Genomic DNA, 20,054 nt, shown 5'->3' on the forward strand with positions numbered 1-20,054 from the left:
CTATCTTAAATATTTCTACTATAGCTAGCTATATGCAATTTATAGAAATATACAGCAGTTATCTTCCTGAGTTAGCCTTCTTAATCTAGGTTTTAACACCTCAAACAGATCCTCAACCTCTTCATTCATCCTATATATTGTATGAATTGTGTCCTTTAGCTTTCCTTTTTTACGTGGAACTATTGGTGAAGTAGTTAAAATACTTACTGAAGTTGCTAACTCAAAACCCGTTCTTGATACAAATTCCATCGCGGTTTCTAAAGGGGTAACACAGTTGGAAATATATTCTCTTTCACAAAAATCTAAGGGCAATCTACACAACTCAGTCTTAATTGTATCTATTGTTGTCAATGTTTGAGCTGCTTGAGCAAGAGCTGCATTTACAGCTGCTTGACTTTGAGTTGGAGGTTGCGTTGTAGGTGGCATCGGGCATTGAGTCGGAGGTTGCGTTGTAGGTGGCACCGGGCATTGAGTCGGAGGTTGCGTTGTAGGTGGCACCGGGCATTGAGTCGGAGGTTGCGTTGTAGGTGGCATCGGACATTGAGTTGGAGGTTGCGTTGTAGGTGTCACCGGGTATTGAACTGGAGGTTGTCCTGTAGGTGTTACCGGGTATTGAGCTGGGGTTTCACCAGTAGGTATAGCCTGGCTCGGTGGTGTCCCTTGAGTTAAATTTAGTGCTTGACTTTGAACTATCACGTCAGTAAATTGTCTTGAATTTCTAATATCACTAATTAAAATATTTAATTCATTAATAATTATATTTATTCGTTCCTCTCTAGACTTTTCTTTAGAGCTACCATCTTCACTAGTTCCTTGTACTGTATTATTATCCTTTGTATTTAGAATATCATCATTACTCATAAGTTCAGCTCCTATCTAAAATATTATATTTCATAACCCATAAATTCTGATTCTTCACGAGAGATGGTAGATAAAAAATATAAATAGCATCTCTTCCTAGAATAACTACATATATAAATTATTAATATGATTTATATATAATAATTGTATTAGCAATACCTTGGAATTATTCTCTTTCAACGCAGAAGTAAACATCCCGATTAGGTATCAAATTTATAGATGCTATTTATTTGCATTTGATGGCGTAGGCTTTGCAGACTGTTCTAAATTAAGAGAGATAAGGACTAAGATAGAGGATGTATTTAAAAATTGGTTTTATGCTTTTTTTCCAACCTTGTGTAGAATAATTGCTATGACTTGAGTTGTCATTCCAAAAGTACAAACTCCATACCATCCAAAATGAGAATAGCTATAGGAACCTAAAAAGGAACCTAATGCTCCTCCGAGAAAGAAGCTGACCATATAAATAGTATTAAGTCTATTACGTGTTTTTTCGTTTAAGGAATGCACTCTTGCCTGATTAGAAACATTACAGGATTGTACTCCTAAATCTAGAAGAATAATTCCTAAAATAAGTCCCCAAATTTTAAAGCCAAATAGAAAGAAGAGTAAATAGGAGATTATAACTACGATTATACATATACCAATAGCAAATCTTGAACCTCTTTTGTCAGCTACTTTTCCAACTATTGGGGCAGCAAGAGCACCACTAATACCAACTAATCCAAGCAAACCTGCTGCTTCAGCTCCCATATTGTAATGAGAACTTTCAAGTAAAAATATGAGGGATGTCCAAAAGGCACTAAAAGCTGAAAACATTAAGGCACCATTAATAGAGGCTTCTCTTAAAATTGGTTCAGTTTTTATTAAGTGTATCATTGACTTTAATAGTTGAGTATATTTAATGTTAGAGATAGGTTCGCATAAGGGTAGCAACTTCCTAAGAATAAGCATGAGAGCAAGCATCATAATCGCTGCAATAAGATAAACTGTTCTCCAGCCAAAGTGGCCGCCTAAGATGCCGCCGATTGTACGAGAAAGTAATATTCCAATTAACAAGCCGCTCATTATTGTACCAATAGTTTGCCCTCTTTGCTGTGGATTTGATAGTTGTGCTGCTAAAGGGATAATAAGTTGGGGAATAATAGAAGTAAATCCAACAGCAAAGGAAGAAATTATAAGAATATATATATTTGAAGAGAAGAACATACTCATAAGTGAGATTATTGAGCATAAAAGCATTATTACTATTAATTTTCTCTTTTCTTTTATATCTCCCAAAGGCAATATAAATATCATTCCAATTGCATAACCTATTTGTGTAAGCATAGCTGCAAAGCCTATGCTCAATTCGTTGACATGAAAGGTTTTTGCAATATCAGCTAAGAGGGGCTGGATATAATATAAATTTGCTACAGTAAGTCCACAAGCTATGGACATAACTAAAATTAATAAATTAGTCAATATGGGTTTAGCTTCAAGATTATTTATTGATGAATTTGTCTTTATAACAGCATTATTTGAATGATACATTTATAAATCACTCCCTTAGATTTTAATAATATATTTTATCGAATAAAATTAGTAAAAATCTTTTCTTCTCTTTCTGGCTTTTTAATAACTCCTTGTCCATTTTCAACAAGTTTCATAAGCCAAGCCATATTTTTACCTAATATCCTCATTATTTGTATTCCTTCTTCGTCCTGCATTGACTCGCCTGGTAATCTTCCATTAATAATATTCCAATAGTTTGAAGTAGGGATGAGCATTTCAGAATGATTAAGGTAATTATTTAACTGATCGAAGGTTGGAATTCCACCTGCACGTCTTACTGCTACTACTACAGTTCCAACTTTATGTCTTAGCATACTGTCATTGGCGTCTGCTACATGAAAAGCTCTATCTAAAAATGACTTCATTGTTCCAGCAATTGCTGAATAGTGTACTGGCGATCCTAAGATTATTCCGTCCGCATCTTTCATCTTTTCAATCCAATTATTAACTGGATCAGTAGTAATAGCACATTTTCCATTTTTATTTTTTGTACAATATCCGCAGGCAATACATCCTCTAATAGGTTTATTCCCAACGTGAATTATTTCTGTTTCTATTCCTTCTTTTTCTAGCTCTTCAACAACTATTTTTATTCCATGATAAGTATTACCCTCCTTATTAGGACTTCCGTTAAAAACTACAACTTTCATTAATTTTTCCTCCTCAAATATTTAATAATATTTACACACTTTACTAATATAGTAGATATTGATTTAATTGGGGGTAGTTCTTGTACCAATTAGGTATCTCAGTAATTCAAGCTTTTCACTAATTAATTAAGTGGATTGATAAACTGAACGTTTAGTTTATAAATATATAATATACTAAACGTTTAGTTTTGTAAATAGTTTTTTGTCTTTAAAATGAAAAAATATATAGTATAATATACGTATAGTTTATTAAGTATATTGCTATAGATTAAATACAATGGAGGTAATTATAATGGAGAAAAAATTGGGACGTCCACGTAGCGAAAAAACTAAGCAGGCCATTCTTTCCGCTGCATATGATTTATTACTTGAAAATGGTTTTGGAGCTGTTACAATTGAAAAGATTGCTGAAAGAGCTGGAGTTAGTAAAGCTACTATTTACAAATGGTGGTCCAACAAAGCTGCTGTTGTTATGGATGCTTTTTTTGATGCTGCTGTTGTGAGACTTCCAATACCTGATACAGGATCAACTATTAATGATATGATAATTCAAGTAAATAATTTAGCAAAATTTTTAATTAGTCGAGAGGGGAAGGTAATTAATGAGATAATAGCAGAAGGTCAATCTGATCAAAAGCTAGCTGAAACCTATCGCGAAGTATATTTTAAGCCTCGCAGACTTGATTCACGATATATTTTAGAACGTGGAATTTCAAGAGGAGAACTAAAGGAAGATTTGGATATAGAATTAGTTATGGATTTAATTTTTGGCCCATTATTCTATAGATTATTAATAACAGGGGATGTAGTAGACAAGGCTTTTATAAAAAATCTAATAAATTGTGTATTTAAAGGTATAAAATAGAAGTTAATATTATTCAAAAAACCATGCTAATGATCTTATTTAGCATGGTTTTTTACTCTAATACCCCCACGTATTCTGTGAAAGCAACTATATCCAAATCAGAGATTTGTGATATCTGTTTATCTGTAAGCCTATTCTTTATATTATTAGTGGATTTATACTTTTTTCATCATTTGATTCAGATAATATATTTTTTAATATGCATAATCCTTTTTCCAATTCACTAGAATCAGCAGAAGACGAGAGTGATACACGTAAAAATTGTTGTCCCTCATAATTCCCAACTAAAAAGCGATCGGAATGATAAATATGAATTCCCTGTGCTAAAGCGTTTTTCTCAAATTGATTTGCATTAAACTTTTGCTTCAATGGAAGCCAATGAAAAAAGCTTACAGGATTTTCATTTGGATTTTCTACTTTAAAATACTTTTTATAAATTTGATTCCGCTCTTTTGAAGTTGATATTTTATCTTCAACTATTTTGTCTGCCATTCCAGTATTGATCATCTCAGCGATAACCTCTGCGTTTAGTGCAGAAGTTTTTATATTTATGCTATATATTCCCCGAGTAATATTTGCGGAATATTTTTCAGGATATACTATAAAGGCTACTCGTATTCCTGAACATAAAGATTTTGAAATGCTGTTGATATAAATGGACTGTTCAGGTACAAAAGAAGTAATAGGAAGATAACTTTGTGGGGCAAGAAAATAATAAATGTCATCTTCTATTAAGATAAGATTATTCTTTTTTATAACTTCTGCAAGTTCCTGTCTACGCTCCATATTCATCAAAATCCCTGTAGGGTTATCACAAGAAGGCATAAGATATACACCTTGTATGTTATTTAGTCTGCATTGAGCATCCAATTCCTCCGGTTTCATTCCTAAAAAATCTCCCTTTATCGGAACCAATTGAATATTTAGCATATTTGCCAGTCCAATAAAATTAGGATAGGTGTACATATCAACTGCAATTTTATCTCCTGTGTGAAAAAGAGAAATTAAGGTGACTGCAAGGGAGTTTTGAGCACCGGACGTAATCGCAATATTTTCAATATTTGCATCTATATTATATTTTTGCAACCACTTTTTAGCAGAAAGCTTATGATATGGAGTACCTAACGGGTGACCATAGTCTAATAACTTTTCTACATATCCTTTTGATAAGATATTTTTTACTGTCTCTGCTACAATAGAGTTAGTTTGGTCAAAAGGTTTTATAATGCCCATTTCTATATAGCTATTCTCTGTTCTGCTATCTGCTATTGATATTGCTGCACCTGCATTTGGCGAAACAAAAGTTCCTTTTCCTGTTGTAGCATAAATTAACCCTTTTAATTCACATATTTTAAATGCCCTTGTTATAGTGCTAAGATTAATATCCAAATAATCCGCCAGCTCTCGTTGAGGTGGCAATTTTGTGTTTGGAGCAAGATAGCCATTTATAATATCATATTCTAATAAATTCGCAATTGAAAGATATAGTGGTGTTGTAAGTTGGGTTTTATCGGGTTTCCATGTCATTGGATAACCATCAAAAGAGTTTACTGGCATATAGACCTCCTAGTATTTCTCTGGAGTCCGTAAAGATTATTAATCTTTACGTTTCCTAAAATTGTATTACATACAATTGTAGCATTGAATTCATACAATTACAATGATATAATTTGCTTAATATATATATTATATGTAAGTGTGATAAATAATATGTAATCTTAAATATCTACTAAACTTGCCTTTAAATAAAAATTTTATGAAAATATTAATTATTAAGGTAGGAGGAAATATAGATGAAAACTATTCAAATATCAAAGTTTGGCGAACCAGAAGTCTTGAAATGCGTAGAAGTTGATGAACCTATCCCGGCTATAAATGAAGTTCGTGTAAGACTGTTTGCTGCAGGTGTCAATCCTAATGAAAACTATATTCGTACTGGTACGTATTCTTTTTATATTCGATTAAAGAATGTGATGTCTTAGGTATGGCTCTTTGGAATGCGCAGCCTGATGAGTATAATGAGAGTTTATATGCTATTAAGGCCTTCCCAGAATCTGGTATTTTGCACCCAGAAGTCGGGTATGAGTTACCCTTAGAGGATGCTGCAAAAGCACATGAACAGATATTAAGTAAAAAAGCACATGGAAAGATGATACTTTCCATCGATTAAACAGTAGGATATATAGAGCAGACTCTAAGTAGTCTGCTTATTTTTAAATACAGGAAATACTTTGATTATAAAATGATTAAGCCATCCTTTACTGATACTTTCGATAAAAAATGCAAAAATGTCAGCAAAGAATGGCCTAAATATAAAAACAAGAATTTTGTTTATAAACTGTTATTTAACCTCAACTAACCATCCTTCTGGAGCTTGTACGTCTCCAAATTGAATTCCATAAAGGGTATCATAGAGTTTCTTAGTTACAGGCCCTACTTCTGTTTCACTGTGGAATACATGCAAAGTTCCTTTATATTCTATTCCACCAATTGGAGTTATTACTGCAGCAGTTCCGCAGGCACCAGCTTCCTTAAATTCATCTAAGTTATCAACTAAGACGTCTCTTTCTTCAACTTCCATATTTAAATATTCTTTTGCAATATATAATAAAGAATATTTGGTTATGCTTGGAAGAATTGATGGGGATTTTGGAGTAACAAATTTGTTATCCTTTGTTATTCCAAAGAAGTTAGCTGCTCCAACTTCTTCTATCTTAGTATGAGTAGCAGGATCAAGGTATATACAGTCAGCAAATCCTTTTTTCACTGCTAATTCATGCGGATAAAGACTTCCAGCATAGTTACCTCCAACTTTTGCTGCACCTGTTCCATATGGAGCAGCTCTGTCATATTCAGCTATATTGAAGTTTACAGGATTCATACCACCTTTAAAATAAGGGCCTACAGGTATACAGAATACGCAGAATATATATTCTGGAGCAGGTTTAACACCAACGTTATCTCCAACACCTATTACAAAAGGTCTAAGATAAAGAGTTGCTCCAGTGCCATAAGGTGGAACATAATGTTCATTTGCTTTAACAACCTTAATACAAGCATCTACAAACTTTTCTACTGGAACTTCTGGCATTAAAATACGTCTGCAGCTGTCCTGCATACGTTTTCCATTGCTATCTGGTCTAAAAAGTTGAATTCTACCGTCTTTTGTACGATAAGCCTTTAGGCCTTCAAAACATTGTTGACCATAATGAAGAGCAGTTGAAGCTTCACTTATACTAATCATGTTATCTTCAACTAATTGTCCTTCATCCCATTTTCCGTCTTTCCATTTTGAAATATAACGCAAATCTGTCTTGATATAATTAAATCCCAAGCTGCTCCAATCAATATTTACTTCTTTAGCCATTAAAAGCACCTCCAAATAAAATTTGTTTTATTATAATGACAAGCTTATCTCTTATTGTATGGCACATGATATAGTAATTATATTATATCATCGTAAATGTATGGCTTCAATTGTATAATTGTATTACATACAATTATGATGTTGAAACCATATAATTGCGGTGATATAATTTGCTTAATATATGTATTGTGTGTAAAGTCTTACTTTGCGGCATTTAATGTGGTGTATGCAAAGTATTTTACAGAAAAACTAGCCAGGATTTGTGTTGCGTTAAAAAACTCCCGCTTGACATCCTGTATTAGGGTGAAGCAGTTGTTTATTTAAGAAAATAAAGGAGGAAATTAAAATGAGACAGTATGTAGTAGATGCTTTTTCAGACAAAGTATTTGGAGGAAACCCTGCAGCAGTATGTGTCATGGATGAGTGGCTTTCTGATGAGATCATGATGAAGATAACAATGGAAAACAATCTATCAGAGACAGCTTTTGCCGTAAAAGAAGGATCAGATTATAAATTAAGGTGGTTCACTCCTGGTGGTGAGATTAATTTATGTGGACATGCAACTCTTGCAGCGGCATACATTATCACTAAGTTTATTGAACCTGAAGTAACAGAAATTCGTTTCCAGACACTCAGCGGATTGTTAACAGTTATAAAAAAAGGTGATCTTTTTGAAATGGACTTTCCGTCTTACGAATTAAAAAAAGTAGATGTAACAGAAGCAATGGTAGAAGCCATAGGAGTTAGACCCCTAGAAGCATATATGGGAAGGGACTTACTCTGCATTCTTAGATCTGAAGAAGAAGTTAGAAATTTAAATCCAAATCAAGAAAAGATAAATGCACTAGATGGACTGCTTTTACAGGTCACAGCTCAGGGGAAAGAATTTGACTGTGTATCCAGATCATTTGCACCTAAATGTAATGTACCAGAAGATCCTGTATGTGGTTCAGGACATTGCCACATCATTCCGTTCTGGGCTAACAGGTTAGGAAAGAATGATTTGATTGCCTATCAAGCTTCGTCAAGAGGAGGCACATTATATTGTGAGTATAAGGGAGAGAGAGTAAAGCTCAGTGGTAAAGCAGTTTTATATTCCACTGCAGACATTAATTTTTAATAAAAAATTTGATAGTTAGTATTACTTTAGGCAATTACTATTGTATCTATTCACATCTAATTTTAGATATGAATAGATACAATCAGCTATAAATTCGCCTTATAATGTAAAAAAGAACTATAAAGATAATTGTATAAAAAATCAAAAATAGTTAATTATTAGCGGATAACAGCCTGAAACATAATAAAAGATATTTTAGGCTGAAAATCTTAATTATAATTCATTTCTTGATTTTTTACTTGTGGAGATGGGCTGGATATGCGTGTAACTATCACTTTATATTGTTAACATCCTTTAAAATTTTCTCAAGCTTTTCGATTGCTACAATTCGTTTATTACAATTCTCGCTATCTAAACATATATCAAAGCCTATTGACCTATAAGCACCTTCCGCAGAATTAGCTGTTTTACAGATAGGTGAAACAAAGGCTACTTCATTTTCCCCGCCTACATGATTGCAAAGCACACATCTACGAGCGTTATTGGAAACATGATTTGTAATTCTACATGCCATACCTATAAGTTTATCATTCATATTGTAAGCTACAAATAATTTTCCAGTGGATTTATCAATCCAACCCAAATATACATTCTTTGAATCCTGTGCATTTAGACTTGGTAATTTAAGTTTCTTTTCTTTTTTAAACAATCTACTAATTTGTGCATTTGTAATGTTTGGCATTCCATATACATATTCATTCAATTCAGCTAAATACTTATCAATGTGAGATGAATCAGTTATTTTACTAATATCAAGTAGTTCTTTTTCTTCCTCAGATAAATCTGTGAAAATATTTAATATTTTCTCCTGTATATATGCTTTAGCAGATTGAATAATATTAATATCTACGCAACCTCTGAAAGCATTATTTAAGTCATTTAAACACTTTCTTATATAATTATATTCATGCTTTTTTATAAAAGCCTTCATAAAATCAAGCACCTCTTTTCTAACATGTATTATTCATATAAATATGACATTACTTTCAGTTTCATTTTACCATCAGCCCAATAACAAAAAGATGATTATTATTACTCCAATTGAAAGCAACAATAATCATCCTAATTTAAAACGTAATACATATTCACAATCATTTTACTTTTGAACCTTGTTTTAAATTAGATATGATAACTTTCATTGGATTTCCACAATGAAATCATAACATGGTTTAAAATAAGCATTCAATCTAATAAATAATTCTGTAATGATTGTGAGAATATACGTTTCTGTTGACCTATTATTCTTCTTATACTCTTTTCTGACAGGTAATACTCCTGAGTTAGTTCATTAATAGTAGCTCCATCAATGTACTTTTTATAAATCTCATTATTTCTCACCTTAAGACTATTCTTTATACCACTCTTTTCTCCCCAGGCCTTATGATTTTCATTTTTTCTGGGTACATAAAGATATTTTCCATCTACATATTCTTGAATTATTTTAACAATTTCCTCTGGTAACACATCTTGTGCCTTTGCATATTTCATTTCCTTACTCCTCCACTCTTATGAAAGTATCAAAGCAAAGAATACAAAAAGACTATGTGTTGCAGAGCCTAAAACATGTACGCATTCCAGCTAACCTAACAGCTTAGGCTCCAAACAAAGCATAGCTGACTTTGTTGTAGTCTTTGCAAGGAGCAAGCTGATTTATAGCTGAATGTATCACAGACCTTCATAAAAACACCCCCAATACGTCACAACTATTATATCATAATTTTGGATTTTATAAAGTCGGTGTTATATTCCCATAGAATCTGAAAGAAGATAATGTTTTAGTTTTAATAAAAATGTGGAAAAAATCAAAAAATATTCCAACATGTCTAGTTCTTTATAATCTTACTGAAATACCTTAATACTAATAATAGAGTACAGAAATTGGTATCTATTATAATTAAAGGTTCGAATATTTAAGGCTTGACTGGCTAAGCATATAAATAATGCTTCAGTTATTAATTAACTTTTGTAGGCAAGCTTTGCCAGATGAAGGGAGGAATATAATAGTGAACCCAATAAAAATAACAGAAACAGTATTGAGAGATGCGCATCAATCACTTATTGCTACTAGATTAAAAACCGCAGAAATACTACCTATTCTTGAAAAAATGGACAGAGTTGGATATCACTCATTGGAAGTTTGGGGAGGAGCAACCTTTGATGCCTGTCTACGCTTTCTAAATGAAGATCCATGGGAAAGACTTAGAGAAATTCGAAAAATCGTAAAAAACACGAAGCTTCAGATGCTGCTAAGAGGGCAGAATCTTTTAGGATATAAGAACTACGCTGATGATGTGGTAGAAACATTTATTAAAAAATCCGTAGAAAATGGAATAGATATAATCAGAGTCTTTGATGCTTTAAACGATGTGAGAAACTTGGAAACTTCAATTAAAGCAATAAAAGAAGCTGGTGCACATTGTCAGTGTGCAATAAGCTATACAACAAGCAAAATTCATACTATAGACTATTTTGTAGAACTTTCAAAGAGAATGGAAAAGCTGGGAGCAAATTCAATTTGCATAAAGGATATGGCCGGTATATTGACCCCATTTTCAGCTTATGATCTTGTAAAAAGATTAAAGGAATCAGTAGCTATCCCTTTAGAGCTTCACACTCACAGCACAAGTGGTATTGCCTCAATGACATATCTAAAGGCTGTAGAAGCAGGTGTAGATATAATTGACACCGCAATTTCACCCTTCGCAGAGGGCACATCACAGCCAGCTACAGAATCAATGGTATTGACACTTAAAGAAGGGAATCGTGGGCCTGAGCTTAATACTGATTTGTTAGGGGAAATTGCTGATTATTTTAAACCTATAAAAGAAAAGTATAGAGCAGAGGGAATACTAAATCCTAAAGTAATGGATGTAGAGCCAAAGACTATAAAATATCAGGTGCCAGGAGGAATGCTTTCCAATCTTCTATCCCAATTAAAAGCACAGGGTGCAGAGGATAAGTATGAAGCTGTACTTAGGGAAATACCTCGAGTAAGGGAGGACCTGGGATTCCCGCCACTAGTTACTCCTTTAAGTCAAATGGTAGGAACTCAAGCAGTATTCAACATCTTAGCCAGCGAGAGATATAAGATGATACCAAAAGAAATAAAAGAATATGTTAGGGGACTTTATGGCAGCTCACCTGCACCAATCAGTGATGAAATTAAGAAAAAAATTATTGGTGACGAGAAAGTTATAACTGTGAGACCAGCAGATTTGCTAGAGCCAGAAATAGAAAAATATAAGGCTGAAATTGGTGAATTAGCTACTTCGCTAGAAGATGTTTTATCTTATATCTTATTCCCTCAGGTTGCAAAAAAGTTCTTTGAGGATAGATTAAAACCTAAATCACAGAAGAGCAGCGAAGCAAAAGATGGCAATGAAGGAAAGGACAGTAGTGAGAAGGTAAATTACATTACAGTAACTATGTAATAATTTGCAAAGGCATAATGATAAGCAATTGTTATAGATATATGAGGAATATCAAAGGGGTGAAACAGAATGGGAAATAGCTTAAATCTTTCGGAGACACTTATTATTGCATTAGGAGCTTTAACAGTAATTTTCGCTGTACTGGTATTATACGCAATATCAATAGTCTCTAAGCTATCTCAGGTAATATTAGAAGTTAAATCAGGAAATAATACAGAGAAAAATAATGTACAAAAATTTACTAATAGCAACAATGTTGCAGCTCACAACCCTGGGCAGATTTTTAATGATAGTGATGATGAAGAAGATAGATTGGTAGTGGCTTTAGCTGCATCAATTATGGCTTCTAATGAAAAGCCAGATTCTTATTTTCATATATCAAGATTAACTAGGATTAAGTAGTTAAAATAATTAGTATTGGAAGGTGGTTAGTTAAGATGAAAAAATACATGATAAAGTTAAATGGCAAAGTTTATGAAGTAGAGATAGAAGAAGTAAGTAAAGAAACTTCGGATGCAATTTCAGAGAAGCAAAGTGCAGCGTCAGCCACTAAGGAAGCTGCTCCTACAGCGGTAGAAAAAGAAACTCCAGCACAACCATCTGCACCAGTTGCAGGAGGAGAAACTGTAGAAGCTCCGATGCCAGGCAATATAGTTAATGTAGCTGTAAAGGTTGGAGATCAAGTTAAAAAAGGTCAGCTTTTAGTTGTATTAGAAGCAATGAAAATGGAGAATGAAATAGTTGCTGCAAGAGATGGTCAGATTGTTTCAGTAAAAGTATCAAAAGGTGATGCTGTGAATCCAGGAGATGTTCTAGTTCAAATATCTTAAGTAAAAAGGAGGAGAACACAATAATGAAATTTTTAATTCAAGGTATTACTGCTATTACTATTAAGCAGATTATAATATGGATTATTGGAGGAGTGCTTATATATTTAGCTATTGCTAAAGACTTTGAACCATCATTATTACTGCCAATAGGCTTTGGAGCAATACTTGTTAATATACCTATGTCCGGAGCTATAACTCAGGTACTAAATGGAACCAAAGTTGAGGGGATACTTGATTTTCTATTCCATAGTGGAATTTCCACAGAAGCATTTCCTTTACTATTATTTATTGGTATAGGAGCCATGATAGATTTCGGACCTCTTTTATCAAATCCCTTCATGCTTTTATTCGGAGCAGCAGCTCAGTTTGGAATTTTCTTTACTATCTGTGCAGCAGCACTTTTAGGCTTCAGCTTAAAGGATGCGGCTTCCATAGGTATTATAGGAGCAGCTGATGGCCCTACTTCAATATTTGTAGCTAATTACTTTAAGAGCAGTCTTATAGCACCAATCACCGTTGCTGCATATTCCTACATGTCGCTTGTACCAGTAATTCAGCCTTTTGCAATTAAATTAGTAACTACTAAAAAGGAAAGAATGATAAGAATGCCTTACAAGGCAGAAGCTATATCTAAAAAAACAAGAATATTATTTCCTATATTAGTTACTGTAATTGCGGGATTAATTGCACCAACTTCCGTAGCACTAGTAGGATTCTTAATGTTTGGAAACCTCATTAGAGAATGTGGTGTATTGGACAGGCTATCAAAGACAGCACAAAACGAGCTTGTAAATATCATAACTTTATTACTAGGAATTACTATAGCTGCTTCTATGAAAGCAGAAGAATTTGTAACTCTAAGAACTGCAGTTGTAATTGGACTTGGATTAGTGGCCTTTGTATTCGATACAATTGGAGGCGTATTATTTGCTAAGTTCTTAAATCTTTTCCTAAGAAAAAAGGTAAACCCAATGATTGGTGCAGCAGGTATATCTGCATTCCCTATGTCATCTAGAGTAATACAAAAGATGGCAACTAAGGAAGACAGTCAGAACTTTATACTTATGCATGCAGTAGGAGCCAATGTTGCAGGACAGGTAGCTTCAGTTATAGCCGGCGGACTGATAATGAACTTAATCAAGTTCTAATAAAAATAAGGTAGGTGTTATAAATGAATAGTACTGCTTTAATGACTTTTAAACAATCACTAGGTGTACTAGTTTCTGGGATGAGCGGAATATTTATAGTATTGCTAATGATATTTATTTTGATAAAAGCTTTAATAAAAGTATTTCCTGAGAAATAGTAGGCTAATATATAAGCTGCAGATGGGTTTTAGATACAAACCTTATCTGCAGCTTTTTTATTAGTATCACTTAACTGGTAAATAGGTAGCTTTCTATTAATTTAAAAGTACGTTTTATGAAAGGAATAGATATATGTATGATATAACTAATAATCTTCAAGGCTTTGGAGGCATGGGGAGGAGCCAAACTCTATTCTAAAAGATTTTTTTTGGCACTGAGATTCAAATTAATTTGAAATTTTTTCTATATACTGTATAATATTAACGTAATATATCTCGGGGAGGTTTATCCTTATATGAATAATATACTAACAGAAGAAAATATGAATAAATTAAAAGAAGAATTAGAATATAGAATGACCGTAAAAAGAGCTGAAATAGCAAAGGAAAAATTAGTAGCTGCTGCACATGGTGATAGATCGGAAAATGCAGAATATAAAGAAGCTTGTGCAAACTATAGAGAAAATGATAATAGAATTCAATATTTATTTAGTATGATTTCAACTGCAACTGTAATAGACGATAAAAGCCAAGATAAATCAGTACTTGGGGTTAATAGAAAGTTTAAAATTAAATTTATAGAGGATGAATATAAAGAAACTATGTCATTAGTAACTACTATAGATGCAGACCCAGAAAACATGCTTATAAGTGTAGAATCAGATTTAGGAAAAGCATTAATGGGCAAAAAAGTCGGAGATATAGTTGAAGTTAATGCTCCAAGTGAAAAATATACAGTAGAAATATTAGAGATATTATAAGAGTTTATAAGTTTTATTGAAGAGTTTGCTAGTGAGGGGGCAACAAGGTTTGCCTTCACTATGAAAGGGAGTGTTTCAAAACTAAGTAATTAGTTTTGAAACACTCCCTTTTTGTACAATTTAATTACGAAAATATAATTTATTTAAAGCCTCCCTAATATGCATTTCAGCAAAATAATTATATAACATTGTAAAAATAACCCTCCATTTAAAAAAGTCTAAATGTACTTAAAAAAAGCAAATATATTTAAGTTACAGATTAAGTTTAATGATAATGTAACATGAGATAGATAATCAATATCAATTAAACAAGGTTATTAAACTAAGCAGGAGGGATTTAGTGGTAAATAACAAAATTCTAAAAAAAGGAGATATAAAGATAAGATATTTATTAATAAGTTTACTTATTTTGTCGTTTATATCGATATTTATTGGAACTAAAGATATAAAGTTTATTGACTTATTAAATTTTGAAAAGGATAAATTAGAAACACTCATTCTAAGTAGAATACTAAGATTGATAAGTATTTTAGCGGCTGGGACAAGTATTGCTGTAAGCGGTCTTATAATACAGCAAATAAGTCGTAATAGTTTTGTGTCACCGACTACAGGTGCTACTGAAGATAGTGCAAAGCTTGGAATATTAGTATCAATTTTATTATTTCCTTCAGCTAGCTATTTTAACAAATGATAATATGCTTTATATTTTCACTAGCTGGTACTTTTCTATTTATGCATATTTTAAGGAGAATTAAATTTAAGAATAACATATTTGTTCCTATTGTTGGAATGATGCTGGGAGCAATAATAGAATCTATAACAACTTTCTTTGCGTATAAATATGATGTAATTCAAAATATAGAATCTTGGACACAAGGAAATCGTAGTGGAGCTTCTTTCATGCAAATGATAATAGACCCTAATGAATTTTCAATTGTTCAAGGTAAGATGTTTGCAAGCTTCAATAATGTAAATAGTGATGTGCTGTTAATTTCTGTAGTAATAGTATTATTGGTAATGATTTACATGAACGATTACATTGATATTTTAGATGTTTTATCACTCGGTAGAGATCATGCTATAAATCTTGGATTGTCATATGAAAAGATAGTTAAAGTCTTACTTATAATAACATCAATTCTAGTATCAGTATCAGCTGTTACAGGAAAAGGAGATAGTGCCCAAAAGACTTTAGATAATGATATTGTTAAAGGGACTTCTGCTTATAAAAATAATAGGATTATATACCTTGATCTACAAATATGGTATGTATCTTCTGGAGGATTTGTAGGAACAAATGCTATGATCAATGAAATTATAAAAGCAATAGAAAAATAATTAATTAATCTCAACAGCAGAATTTGCACAGAATTTTAATGAAACTGTTTAAAAATTAGAAATCTAATATAAATATTTATATATAGTAAAGTGATTTTCAATCAAATTTACTAATAATTATGCTATTTAGATTTCTAATTACAATATATATTGGTGGATTTTAAAGGTCGTGCTTCGCCTCCACCATTAAAATCCACGACGGTATTAGAGAAATTTAGTACCGTATTTTATGTGCCTTAAAAATAGTAAATTAAAATCAAGTAGTCATTCTTTCTATTAAATTTATAGGTAAAATATTTTCTATATTTATTTGCTTTTTTTCCATTTGCTTTATTAAAATTTCAATAGCCAATTTTCCCATATATTCAATAGGTTGCTTTATAGTAGTAAGAGTAGGAACTATTAACGAAGCGGTACTAATGTCATCATAGCCTACTATTTTTAAGTCTTCTGTTATTTTTTTACCAAGATAATGAGCAACGTTAATAATTGAAGCAGCTATTATATCACTACTGGCAAATATTCCGTCTATATCAGGATGATCCTGAAATAATTTGAAGACCATTTTCTTATATCCCTCAAAGGTATCTAATTTTCCTTCAATAACAATACCTTCAATATTTTTTTCTCTAGTAACATCCATGAAGGCTTGATATCTTTTATTTGCTGGGGTATTTAGTTCCAAAGGACCACTTATATGTGCTAATTTTTTACAGCCTTTATTTATTAGCAGGTTTGTGGCTAAAACTCCACCATGATAATTATCAGATGTAATAAAGGGAATTTTATCTGATAAGTTTCTATCAATTGCTACAATAGGCAGATCTGTATGAATATATTCTGAAGTTTCTAAAGTATGGCTTCCCATTATGATTCCATCAACCTGATTTCTTTTTAACATTTCTATATAATCTTTTTCTTTGGCACTATCTTGGTAAGAGTTACATAGTAAAATTTTGTATCCTTTCTTATAAGCATAATATTCAATGTGATTACTTAATTCAGCAAAAAAAGGATGAGATACATCTGGGATTATAAGGCCTATGATATTAGATTTTTTTCTAAATAAAGATCTAGCTAACTCATTTGGCTTATAATCAAGCTCTTTCATAGCATCATGAACTTTTTTTCTTGTAGTATCACTTATATATCCTCTATTATTTAAAACTCTAGACACAGTAGTAACTGTAACTCCAGCTATTTTAGCGACATCTTTAATTGTTGCCATAAAAACACCCTTTACAAATATAAATTTCATGTTTTGATATGAAAAAAAATTATTTTTAAATTTTCACACCAATTACATAATACACCAATTAGATTTTTAGTACAATAATAATTAAGTAGCTATTCCTGATGAATAGCTACTTGTATCATTAAATATTGTATATTGATATATCTCCACTATCATCTACATATTCAATAACTGATTTGTTTGTTTGAAGATTTATTTTTAGTGTACAGAATCTTTTATCTTTTTTCCATGAGAGAATTACTTCGTCATCTTTAGAATCAATAATGCTGAACTCACCATTAAATGCTGGATATTCATTTCTAAATCTTATAAGCTTAAGAAGTCTTTGAACCACTTCTTTTTGTACTTCCTGTTCAATTTCTTCAACTGTGAAGTTATGTCTATTTATTTCACGGCCTTCACCAGTCAGCTTTACATTTTCTTTATCATTTTTTCCTGCTAATAAACCCACATAGTATACTTGAGGGATACCAGGTGCGAAAAATTGAATTGCTCTTGCAGCAAGATAAGCATCATCGTCGGAGTTTAAAACTGAATAATAAGAGCATCTTATTTGATGAACATCAAAGCCATCTTCATCCTTATGTGCATCGGAGTAAATAAGACTTAAGTTTGAACCTCTTTCTACACAGATATCAACTAAATTTTTAGCATCTTTAGTATTTATTAAGTTATCTAAATCAGGCTTAACAGGAATACCATCATGGCAATCTAGCATTGTGAATTGTTTATGAGGACGAAACTTTAAATATTTGCAAAGTTTTGAGCTAGATTTGTTTATTAGTGTATCAAGAATTCTATATGGAAGTATAAAATCATATATCCAGCTTCCATGATCTGCTAACTTAAATTGGGTTGTGTAATGGGCATGAACTTCAGGAAGCAGTTCAAGTCCTAAAGAGGCAGCTAGTTCTGTAATCCAGTCTATAAATTTATAAATTTCTGGTTCAACGAAGAAGCAGCTAGTTCCTAATTTTTTGATTACATATCCAACAGCATCTAATCTAACTATTTTAACATTTTGTTTGCTGAAGTTTGTAAGAAAATCTTTCAATAATTCCTTAACTTTTGGGGAATTAATATCAAAATCTATTTGTTCAGATGGATTTTCTTTTCCAAAAGTAGTCCATACAGTTTCTTCTTCACCAGTTTCACTTATAGTAAAAGTTGAGTAGGGCTGTGCTCTACGTAAGAACATCTTAGAAATATCTTCTTGAACAGGCTTTCCATCACTCCAAATCTTATCTAATGTAAGGAAAAGATCAGCATATTCTGATTTTCTTCCATATTTTAAGAAGTCTTGAAAAAATACAGATTTTCTAGAAATATGGTTTACCATTAAGTCTAAGAGAACATCAAAATTTTCGCCAATTCGTCTAATATCTTCCCAAGTACCGAATTTAGGCTCAATTTCAAAGTAAGTTAAAGGCGCAAATCCTCTGTCTCCTGAAGAAGGGAATGGAGGAAGTATATGAACACCACCTTTAAATATACTAGAAAAATGTTTTAAAAGTATGTCATTAAGAGTTTTTAAATCTCCACCAAGAGAGTCAGGATAAGTAATAAGTTGTACTTGATTTTTAATTGCCATTTTAAAATCCTCCTCTTATATTTATATATTATAAATAGTTTTAATTTCTTCAATAGCTGGTAACTTCACAACAGCACCTACATATTTTAGCTTGAAGGCACTTACTCCAAAACCAAGATTTAAAGCATCCTTTAGAGTATAACCTTTAACTATTCCAGTATAAAATCCTGACCAGAATGCATCTCCAGCACCAGTAGTATCAACTATTTCTGTTGCTAGAGTTTTAAAGTTAATAGTTTCTATACCATTGGTGACTATAGCGCCATCTTTGCCAAGAGTCATTATTATAAGCTTTGCACCTAAATCTATAAATTTTTTGACTTGATTTTCAGGTCTATCTGGTCCAAAGATTCTTTCAGCATCAACTTCAGAAGGTTTAATTACATCAACCTTGCTTATAAGATTTCTGATGTATTCTATTCCATCATGTTCACGTTCCCAAATCATATCATGATAATTTGGATCAAATCCTATAAGGACATTATTTTTTCTAGCTTCTTCAATTACTTTTTCAATAGTATTTCTAGAATTCTTTTGAGATATTGGCCAGCATGAAAAATGAACTATTTTAGAATTTTTCAATGCTGAACCAAGGCTTGTATTATATTTTAAGTTGTAATCTGCACCACGATAAAATATCGGGATAGGTGTTGTTTTACTTTTTGTAACAAGTACCATGCTGGTAGAAGAGTCAACTCTACTGATATAACTAGTATCGATATTATTATCTTCTAGATGTTGAATTAGGAAATCACCAAGACCATCCTTACCCACGCATGCTGCAATAGCGGAATTTCCTCCTAATCTTTTTATATTCATAGAAATATTAGCAGGTGAACCGCCAAAATATTTAGTATAATTATTGCAATTAAAATTATCACCATAATTAGTAGATATCATATCTATTAACAATTCTCCTATTGTAAATACATCAATATCTTTATTTTTAAAATTTAAAGTATCGCTAAAGTGAAACATTTCTTTCCTCCTAGTTATATATTTAAAGTTAAAAATTTTAAAATGTTTTTTTATATGGATTAATCAAATTAAAAGTCAGAATGATTATGAACATGCACTTTTTTAACTAAACTCATTTTACGATTTCATATTTTTAGTATAATTAGT

Annotated in this window: 22 protein-coding genes; 12 read left to right on the plus strand and 10 right to left on the minus strand. The window is 31.9% G+C overall.

Going from position 1 to position 20,054, the window contains the following annotated elements:
* Positions 1-39: 39 nt before the first annotated feature.
* The 3 genes from ACZ5N4_RS06740 to ACZ5N4_RS06750 all read right to left on the minus strand — a co-directional run bounded on the left by ACZ5N4_RS06740 (position 40) and on the right by ACZ5N4_RS06750 (position 3,065).
* Complete coding sequence (locus ACZ5N4_RS06740; RefSeq protein WP_464208321.1) at positions 40-861, minus strand: hypothetical protein; 822 nt, start codon at positions 859-861, stop codon at positions 40-42.
* A gap of 315 nt (positions 862-1,176) precedes the next feature.
* Entirely contained in the window at positions 1,177-2,394 is a 1,218-nt protein-coding gene (locus ACZ5N4_RS06745; protein ID WP_464208323.1) for an MFS transporter, read from the minus strand.
* A 35-nt stretch (positions 2,395-2,429) separates the two neighbouring features.
* Positions 2,430-3,065, minus strand: a complete 636-nt coding sequence (locus ACZ5N4_RS06750) for a flavodoxin family protein (RefSeq protein ID WP_464208325.1) — start codon at positions 3,063-3,065, stop codon at positions 2,430-2,432.
* 292 nt (positions 3,066-3,357) lie between these two features.
* Between ACZ5N4_RS06750 and ACZ5N4_RS06755 the strand changes: the two genes are divergently transcribed.
* Positions 3,358-3,930 carry a TetR/AcrR family transcriptional regulator gene (locus ACZ5N4_RS06755; protein WP_464208327.1) on the plus strand — a complete coding sequence of 191 codons (573 nt, stop codon included), beginning with the start codon at positions 3,358-3,360 and terminating at the stop codon, positions 3,928-3,930.
* A gap of 138 nt (positions 3,931-4,068) precedes the next feature.
* Here ACZ5N4_RS06755 and ACZ5N4_RS06760 read toward each other — a convergent pair whose 3' ends face one another.
* A complete protein-coding gene (locus ACZ5N4_RS06760) occupies positions 4,069-5,487 on the minus strand; it encodes an aminotransferase-like domain-containing protein (protein ID WP_464208329.1) in 1,419 nt (472 codons plus the stop codon).
* Positions 5,488-5,723: 236 nt separating this feature from the next.
* On the opposite strand from ACZ5N4_RS06760, the gene ACZ5N4_RS06765 reads away from it, so the two are divergent.
* Together ACZ5N4_RS06765 and ACZ5N4_RS06770 are read left to right on the plus strand one after the other, a co-directional pair.
* Positions 5,724-5,912: a hypothetical protein gene (locus ACZ5N4_RS06765; RefSeq protein WP_464208331.1), complete on the plus strand. Its 189-nt coding sequence runs from the start codon at positions 5,724-5,726 to the stop codon at positions 5,910-5,912.
* A 2-nt stretch (positions 5,913-5,914) separates the two neighbouring features.
* Positions 5,915-6,100: a zinc-binding dehydrogenase gene (locus ACZ5N4_RS06770; protein ID WP_464208333.1), complete on the plus strand. Its 186-nt coding sequence runs from the start codon at positions 5,915-5,917 to the stop codon at positions 6,098-6,100.
* 171 nt (positions 6,101-6,271) lie between these two features.
* Here ACZ5N4_RS06770 and ACZ5N4_RS06775 read toward each other — a convergent pair whose 3' ends face one another.
* Positions 6,272-7,297: a branched-chain amino acid aminotransferase gene (locus ACZ5N4_RS06775; protein ID WP_464208335.1), complete on the minus strand. Its 1,026-nt coding sequence runs from the start codon at positions 7,295-7,297 to the stop codon at positions 6,272-6,274.
* Positions 7,298-7,643: 346 nt separating this feature from the next.
* On the opposite strand from ACZ5N4_RS06775, the gene ACZ5N4_RS06780 reads away from it, so the two are divergent.
* The gene (locus tag ACZ5N4_RS06780) at positions 7,644-8,417 is read left to right on the plus strand and encodes a PhzF family phenazine biosynthesis protein (RefSeq protein ID WP_464208337.1); all 774 of its coding nucleotides are present in this window, start codon (positions 7,644-7,646) and stop codon (positions 8,415-8,417) included.
* A gap of 271 nt (positions 8,418-8,688) precedes the next feature.
* Here ACZ5N4_RS06780 and ACZ5N4_RS06785 read toward each other — a convergent pair whose 3' ends face one another.
* Complete coding sequence (locus tag ACZ5N4_RS06785; protein WP_464208339.1) at positions 8,689-9,348, minus strand: FusB/FusC family EF-G-binding protein; 660 nt, start codon at positions 9,346-9,348, stop codon at positions 8,689-8,691.
* Positions 9,349-9,599: 251 nt separating this feature from the next.
* The gene (locus ACZ5N4_RS06790; protein ID WP_308036921.1) at positions 9,600-9,905 is read right to left on the minus strand and encodes a CD3324 family protein; all 306 of its coding nucleotides are present in this window, start codon (positions 9,903-9,905) and stop codon (positions 9,600-9,602) included.
* Between the two features lie 515 nt (positions 9,906-10,420).
* On the opposite strand from ACZ5N4_RS06790, the gene ACZ5N4_RS06795 reads away from it, so the two are divergent.
* From ACZ5N4_RS06795 to ACZ5N4_RS06830, 8 genes are all read left to right on the plus strand, one after another.
* Positions 10,421-11,848, plus strand: a complete 1,428-nt coding sequence (locus tag ACZ5N4_RS06795) for an oxaloacetate decarboxylase subunit alpha (protein WP_464208342.1) — start codon at positions 10,421-10,423, stop codon at positions 11,846-11,848.
* A gap of 69 nt (positions 11,849-11,917) precedes the next feature.
* Positions 11,918-12,250, plus strand: coding sequence for a hypothetical protein (locus ACZ5N4_RS06800; protein WP_464208344.1), 333 nt, complete (start codon positions 11,918-11,920; stop codon positions 12,248-12,250).
* Between the two features lie 35 nt (positions 12,251-12,285).
* A complete protein-coding gene (locus ACZ5N4_RS06805; RefSeq protein WP_464208346.1) occupies positions 12,286-12,678 on the plus strand; it encodes a biotin/lipoyl-containing protein in 393 nt (130 codons plus the stop codon).
* A gap of 23 nt (positions 12,679-12,701) precedes the next feature.
* Entirely contained in the window at positions 12,702-13,826 is a 1,125-nt protein-coding gene (locus tag ACZ5N4_RS06810) for a sodium ion-translocating decarboxylase subunit beta (protein WP_178909173.1), read from the plus strand.
* A gap of 23 nt (positions 13,827-13,849) precedes the next feature.
* Positions 13,850-13,984, plus strand: coding sequence for an OadG-related small transporter subunit (locus ACZ5N4_RS06815; protein ID WP_464208348.1), 135 nt, complete (start codon positions 13,850-13,852; stop codon positions 13,982-13,984).
* Positions 13,985-14,280: 296 nt separating this feature from the next.
* Positions 14,281-14,745: a GreA/GreB family elongation factor gene (locus tag ACZ5N4_RS06820; RefSeq protein ID WP_464208350.1), complete on the plus strand. Its 465-nt coding sequence runs from the start codon at positions 14,281-14,283 to the stop codon at positions 14,743-14,745.
* A 340-nt stretch (positions 14,746-15,085) separates the two neighbouring features.
* A complete protein-coding gene (locus tag ACZ5N4_RS06825) occupies positions 15,086-15,436 on the plus strand; it encodes an iron chelate uptake ABC transporter family permease subunit (protein WP_464208352.1) in 351 nt (116 codons plus the stop codon).
* A 41-nt stretch (positions 15,437-15,477) separates the two neighbouring features.
* Complete coding sequence (locus ACZ5N4_RS06830) at positions 15,478-16,083, plus strand: iron chelate uptake ABC transporter family permease subunit (protein ID WP_464208354.1); 606 nt, start codon at positions 15,478-15,480, stop codon at positions 16,081-16,083.
* A 256-nt stretch (positions 16,084-16,339) separates the two neighbouring features.
* Here the strand turns inward: ACZ5N4_RS06830 and ACZ5N4_RS06835 are convergent, their stop codons facing one another.
* The 3 genes from ACZ5N4_RS06835 to ACZ5N4_RS06845 form a co-directional block, all read right to left on the minus strand.
* Positions 16,340-17,311, minus strand: a complete 972-nt coding sequence (locus ACZ5N4_RS06835; protein ID WP_464208356.1) for a LacI family DNA-binding transcriptional regulator — start codon at positions 17,309-17,311, stop codon at positions 16,340-16,342.
* A 148-nt stretch (positions 17,312-17,459) separates the two neighbouring features.
* Positions 17,460-18,929: a sucrose phosphorylase gene (gene gtfA, locus ACZ5N4_RS06840; protein WP_464208358.1), complete on the minus strand. Its 1,470-nt coding sequence runs from the start codon at positions 18,927-18,929 to the stop codon at positions 17,460-17,462.
* A gap of 21 nt (positions 18,930-18,950) precedes the next feature.
* Positions 18,951-19,907, minus strand: coding sequence for a carbohydrate kinase family protein (locus ACZ5N4_RS06845; protein WP_464208360.1), 957 nt, complete (start codon positions 19,905-19,907; stop codon positions 18,951-18,953).
* Positions 19,908-20,054: the final 147 nt, after the last annotated feature.

The organism is Clostridium nitrophenolicum (genome assembly GCF_055391695.1).

What these genes read in the sequence shown, in the direction of transcription:
- ACZ5N4_RS06745 (WP_464208323.1), bottom strand. Translation starts at nt 2,394, where the DNA reads ATGTATCATTCAAATAATGCTGTTATAAAGACAAATTCATCAATAAAT.
- ACZ5N4_RS06835 (WP_464208356.1), bottom strand. Translation starts at nt 17,311, where the DNA reads ATGGCAACAATTAAAGATGTCGCTAAAATAGCTGGAGTTACAGTTACT.
- ACZ5N4_RS06750 (WP_464208325.1), bottom strand. Translation starts at nt 3,065, where the DNA reads ATGAAAGTTGTAGTTTTTAACGGAAGTCCTAATAAGGAGGGTAATACT.
- ACZ5N4_RS06770 (WP_464208333.1), top strand. Translation starts at nt 5,915, where the DNA reads ATGGCTCTTTGGAATGCGCAGCCTGATGAGTATAATGAGAGTTTATAT.
- ACZ5N4_RS06790 (WP_308036921.1), bottom strand. Translation starts at nt 9,905, where the DNA reads ATGAAATATGCAAAGGCACAAGATGTGTTACCAGAGGAAATTGTTAAA.
- ACZ5N4_RS06830 (WP_464208354.1), top strand. Translation starts at nt 15,478, where the DNA reads ATGCATATTTTAAGGAGAATTAAATTTAAGAATAACATATTTGTTCCT.
- ACZ5N4_RS06785 (WP_464208339.1), bottom strand. Translation starts at nt 9,348, where the DNA reads ATGAAGGCTTTTATAAAAAAGCATGAATATAATTATATAAGAAAGTGT.
- ACZ5N4_RS06755 (WP_464208327.1), top strand. Translation starts at nt 3,358, where the DNA reads ATGGAGAAAAAATTGGGACGTCCACGTAGCGAAAAAACTAAGCAGGCC.
- ACZ5N4_RS06810 (WP_178909173.1), top strand. Translation starts at nt 12,702, where the DNA reads ATGAAATTTTTAATTCAAGGTATTACTGCTATTACTATTAAGCAGATT.
- ACZ5N4_RS06800 (WP_464208344.1), top strand. Translation starts at nt 11,918, where the DNA reads ATGGGAAATAGCTTAAATCTTTCGGAGACACTTATTATTGCATTAGGA.
- ACZ5N4_RS06820 (WP_464208350.1), top strand. Translation starts at nt 14,281, where the DNA reads ATGAATAATATACTAACAGAAGAAAATATGAATAAATTAAAAGAAGAA.
- ACZ5N4_RS06845 (WP_464208360.1), bottom strand. Translation starts at nt 19,907, where the DNA reads ATGTTTCACTTTAGCGATACTTTAAATTTTAAAAATAAAGATATTGAT.
- ACZ5N4_RS06760 (WP_464208329.1), bottom strand. Translation starts at nt 5,487, where the DNA reads ATGCCAGTAAACTCTTTTGATGGTTATCCAATGACATGGAAACCCGAT.
- ACZ5N4_RS06815 (WP_464208348.1), top strand. Translation starts at nt 13,850, where the DNA reads ATGAATAGTACTGCTTTAATGACTTTTAAACAATCACTAGGTGTACTA.
- ACZ5N4_RS06765 (WP_464208331.1), top strand. Translation starts at nt 5,724, where the DNA reads ATGAAAACTATTCAAATATCAAAGTTTGGCGAACCAGAAGTCTTGAAA.
- gtfA (WP_464208358.1), bottom strand. Translation starts at nt 18,929, where the DNA reads ATGGCAATTAAAAATCAAGTACAACTTATTACTTATCCTGACTCTCTT.
- ACZ5N4_RS06780 (WP_464208337.1), top strand. Translation starts at nt 7,644, where the DNA reads ATGAGACAGTATGTAGTAGATGCTTTTTCAGACAAAGTATTTGGAGGA.
- ACZ5N4_RS06805 (WP_464208346.1), top strand. Translation starts at nt 12,286, where the DNA reads ATGAAAAAATACATGATAAAGTTAAATGGCAAAGTTTATGAAGTAGAG.
- ACZ5N4_RS06775 (WP_464208335.1), bottom strand. Translation starts at nt 7,297, where the DNA reads ATGGCTAAAGAAGTAAATATTGATTGGAGCAGCTTGGGATTTAATTAT.
- ACZ5N4_RS06740 (WP_464208321.1), bottom strand. Translation starts at nt 861, where the DNA reads ATGAGTAATGATGATATTCTAAATACAAAGGATAATAATACAGTACAA.